At 76.5% G+C, this 2,908-nt stretch carries 4 protein-coding genes; 2 read left to right on the top strand and 2 right to left on the bottom strand.

What is annotated here, in order from left to right; all coding sequences use genetic code 11:
• Together ACWGH4_RS33700 and ACWGH4_RS33695 are read right to left on the bottom strand one after the other, a co-directional pair.
• A partial coding sequence (locus ACWGH4_RS33700) for a sigma-70 family RNA polymerase sigma factor (protein ID WP_453467553.1) occupies window positions 1–899 on the bottom strand: 899 nt, incomplete at its 3' end.
• 54 nt (window positions 900–953) lie between these two features.
• On the bottom strand, window positions 954–2,039 hold the full coding sequence (locus ACWGH4_RS33695) for a lytic murein transglycosylase (protein ID WP_453467551.1): 1,086 nt from the start codon (window positions 2,037–2,039) through the stop codon (window positions 954–956).
• A 178-nt stretch (window positions 2,040–2,217) separates the two neighbouring features.
• On the opposite strand from ACWGH4_RS33695, the gene ACWGH4_RS33690 reads away from it, so the two are divergent.
• Together ACWGH4_RS33690 and ACWGH4_RS33685 are read left to right on the top strand one after the other, a co-directional pair.
• A complete protein-coding gene (locus ACWGH4_RS33690; RefSeq protein WP_159694908.1) occupies window positions 2,218–2,466 on the top strand; it encodes a hypothetical protein in 249 nt (82 codons plus the stop codon).
• Window positions 2,463–2,837 carry a helix-turn-helix domain-containing protein gene (locus ACWGH4_RS33685; protein WP_441261436.1) on the top strand — a complete coding sequence of 125 codons (375 nt, stop codon included), beginning with the start codon at window positions 2,463–2,465 and terminating at the stop codon, window positions 2,835–2,837. The genes ACWGH4_RS33690 and ACWGH4_RS33685 overlap by 4 nt, the downstream gene beginning before the upstream one ends.
• Window positions 2,838–2,908 lie beyond the last annotated feature (71 nt).

Genomic DNA, 2,908 nt, shown 5'->3' with positions numbered 1-2,908 from the left:
GGCACGGGCAGCCCCGACACCGGCGGCGTCGACAGCGGCAGCGCCGGCAGCGGCACGCCGGGCAGTTCCGGCAGCGGCAGGCCGCGCTCGCCGGCGGGGTGGGCCCCGCCGGACGCCCCCGGGGTGGGGGCGGGCGACGGGGCGGCGTTCCCCGGCGCACCCGTGCGGTCGGGTTCCGGCGCCCCGGACCCGGCCGCCTCCGTCGCCGCCGGCTGCGTCGCCGGCCGCGGCGAGGGGGCGTCGCCGTCATGGACGTGCGGCAGGACCAGGCCGGCCACCGCGAGCGTCACCGCCGTCGAGGCGAGCGCCACCGCCTGGGCGTTGCCCCCGCTGCCCGGCCTGCCCCGGCCGCACAACCACAGCGCCAGCCCGAGCGTCGCCGCCAGCGAGTTGCGCAGGGTGCGGCGGGCGCGTGCCAGCAGGGACTCGACGGTGCGGTAGCTCAGGCCCATCTTGGTGGCGACCTGCCCGACGTCGAGGTCCTCCGCCTTCAGCCAGAGCGCCTCCGCCTGCCGGGCGGGCAGTTCCGAGCTGCGGACCGCGAGCCAGCGCGCCTCCGCGCGGTCGCACACCGCCTCCTCGACGGGGACCGGGCCCGGGGGATGCAGCCTCGGGCTGCTGCGCACCTGCGCCTCCCGGTGGACCTGGCGGTGGCGGTCCACGCACAGCCGCATCGTCACCGTCGTCAGCCAGGCGCCCAGCCGCTCGTCGTCGAGGTCCGGGTGCTCGGCGGCACGCAGCATCGCCTCGTGCACGGCGTCCTCGGCGTCCTCCGCGCTGACCGACCGGCGGCGGGCCACCTTGAGCAGGTCCTCGCGGTGACTCCAGGCGCGCTGCCAGCGTTCCTTGGACTCCCGGCCCGGCCCGTCGGGCTGGGCAGGCTGCATGTCCGTAGCCATGAGGGCCCCTTCGCTCGCACCGCCGGTCGCGTCCCTGTCCGGCGGGTGGCGACATTACCGCCCGGTATCCGGGATTGTGGAGGGGCCTGCGTCCATCGAGTCCGTTCCGTTGCTGGTCAGTCCGCCGGGCCCGTCCGGCAGCAGGCCGTCGCCGGGCGGTCGCACGTCGGGGAGGGGCAGCAACGGCTCCGCCGGTTCCTGACCGCCGGCCGGCGCGGTGCCGCTCGGGCGCGGGGAGGGCGAGGAGGAGGGCCGGCCGGCCGGCCGGGGCGAGGCGGGCGCCTCCGTGGGCGACGGTGTCGCCGCAGGACGCGGCCCACCGGTGCGCCGCGGCTCCGGAGCGGCCGGGACGGACCGGGCGGGCCCGGCGGACGGGCCGCGGTCGTCCGGCACCACCCGGTGGCCGCCGAGGTAGTACGCGTACCAGGCCAGCACCGTCCGCAGGTACGCCAAGGAGTGGTTGTAGCCGAGGACGGCGCGCTCCAGACCCGCCCGCTCCGACAGGTCCCGCCCTCCCGCACACAGGTACCGCCCGGCCGCGAGCGCCGCGTCGAAGATGTTCCCCGGGTCGGCACGGCCGTCGCCGTTGCCGTCGGCGCCCCAGTGCGCCCAGGTGGAGGGGATGAACTGCATGGGCCCCACGGCACGGTCGTACACCGTGTCCCCGTCGTACGCCCCGCCGTCGCTGTCCCGGATGAGCGCGAAGCCGTTGCCGTCCAGCCGCGGGCCGAGGATCGGGGAGAGCGAGGTGCCGTCGGGGAGGACACGTCCGCCGCGGGCCTGCCCGGACTCGACCTGGCCGATCGCGGCGAGGAGCTGCAGCCGCAGGCCGCAGCCCGGAGCGCTGCGCGCGAGTGCGGCCTCGGCGGCCCGGTACGCGGCGAACACCGTCGCGGGGAGCGCCCCGGCCGCCGGTGCGGCGTGGACCCCCGGCGCCCGGAGGTCCGCCGGCCCCGGCGTCCGCAGCGGCGGCAGCTCGGTGCGGTACACGCTGTCGCCGGAGACGGTCCCTCTTGTCGGCAGCGGCTGCCGCTGCCCGGCCGGGACGGCGGTCCCGGGCCCTTGCGAGGCGGTGAGCGCCGCGACCGCCATGGCGGCGGCCGCCGTCGCCTTGACACCCCTGCCTACGCGTCCTGTCATGATGCAGACCCCTCCCTGTGCCACCGGTCCGGACGGAACCGGGACCGGCGTGGCTCTCGTCGTCTGCTCTACGCGGGACCGCCGCCGGTCCGTCGCGCCGTGGCGCGCGTTCTCGTCCGGCGCCGGTGAAGGGGGAGCGGGTCAAGGCCTAAGGGACAGGCCCTAACGTGGAGGCATGGTGCGACTGAGAGTGGAGTTCACGACGGAGCCGTTCGACCTGGACGAGCCACCGCCGCACGCCGTGGCGGTGCGCGAGGTCGTGCAGGGCGCGGACCTGGACGCGGTGGACGTCGGACCGTTCGGCAACACCGCGGAGGGCGGCGCGGAGCAGGTGCTCGGCGCCGTCGACGCGTTGCTGCGCAAGGCGCTGGAGAACGGCGCGACCCGGGTCTCCCTCCAGGTCAACGTGGTGGAGGGCCAGGGATGACGGCGCTCGACCACGCGCTCGCCCAAGCGGTGAAGCCTCTCGTCGACGCCATGGGCGGGGTGTTGATCGAGCCCGGCGAGGCAGCTGAGGACGACGTCGTCCTCAGCTGGGAGGGCGAGGAGGTCCTCGCGGTGCGGCTTCCGCAGCTCGCGGACTCGCTGGACCACATCCTCGCGGCCCTGGAGCGGCAGCACGGCCGGCCGCTCGCCGAACTCGACCGCAGGAGCAAGCAGTCGATCGTCAGGACGCTGGAGGCGCGCGGCGCGTTCTCGGTGCGCCACGGCGTGGAGACGGTGGCCGGCGCGCTCGGCGTCAGCCGCTTCACCGTCTACAACTACCTGAACCGCGAGAAGAGCCCTTCGGACGGTTGACGCCGGTCCGTCGGCCTTGGGGGAAGGCCAGGCCCGGCACACCACGGCGCCGCCCTCGACCAGCAGGCGAG

The sequence above is a fragment of the Streptomyces sp. NPDC054847 genome (assembly GCF_053610925.1).
The sequence above is the reverse complement of the archived record's forward strand: the minus strand, read 5'-3'. Positions and strand labels throughout refer to the sequence as shown.

Coding starts and splice junctions, on each gene's coding strand:
- ACWGH4_RS33685 (WP_441261436.1), top strand. CDS start 2,463: ATGACGGCGCTCGACCACGCGCTCGCCCAAGCGGTGAAGCCTCTCGTC.
- ACWGH4_RS33695 (WP_453467551.1), bottom strand. CDS start 2,039: ATGACAGGACGCGTAGGCAGGGGTGTCAAGGCGACGGCGGCCGCCGCC.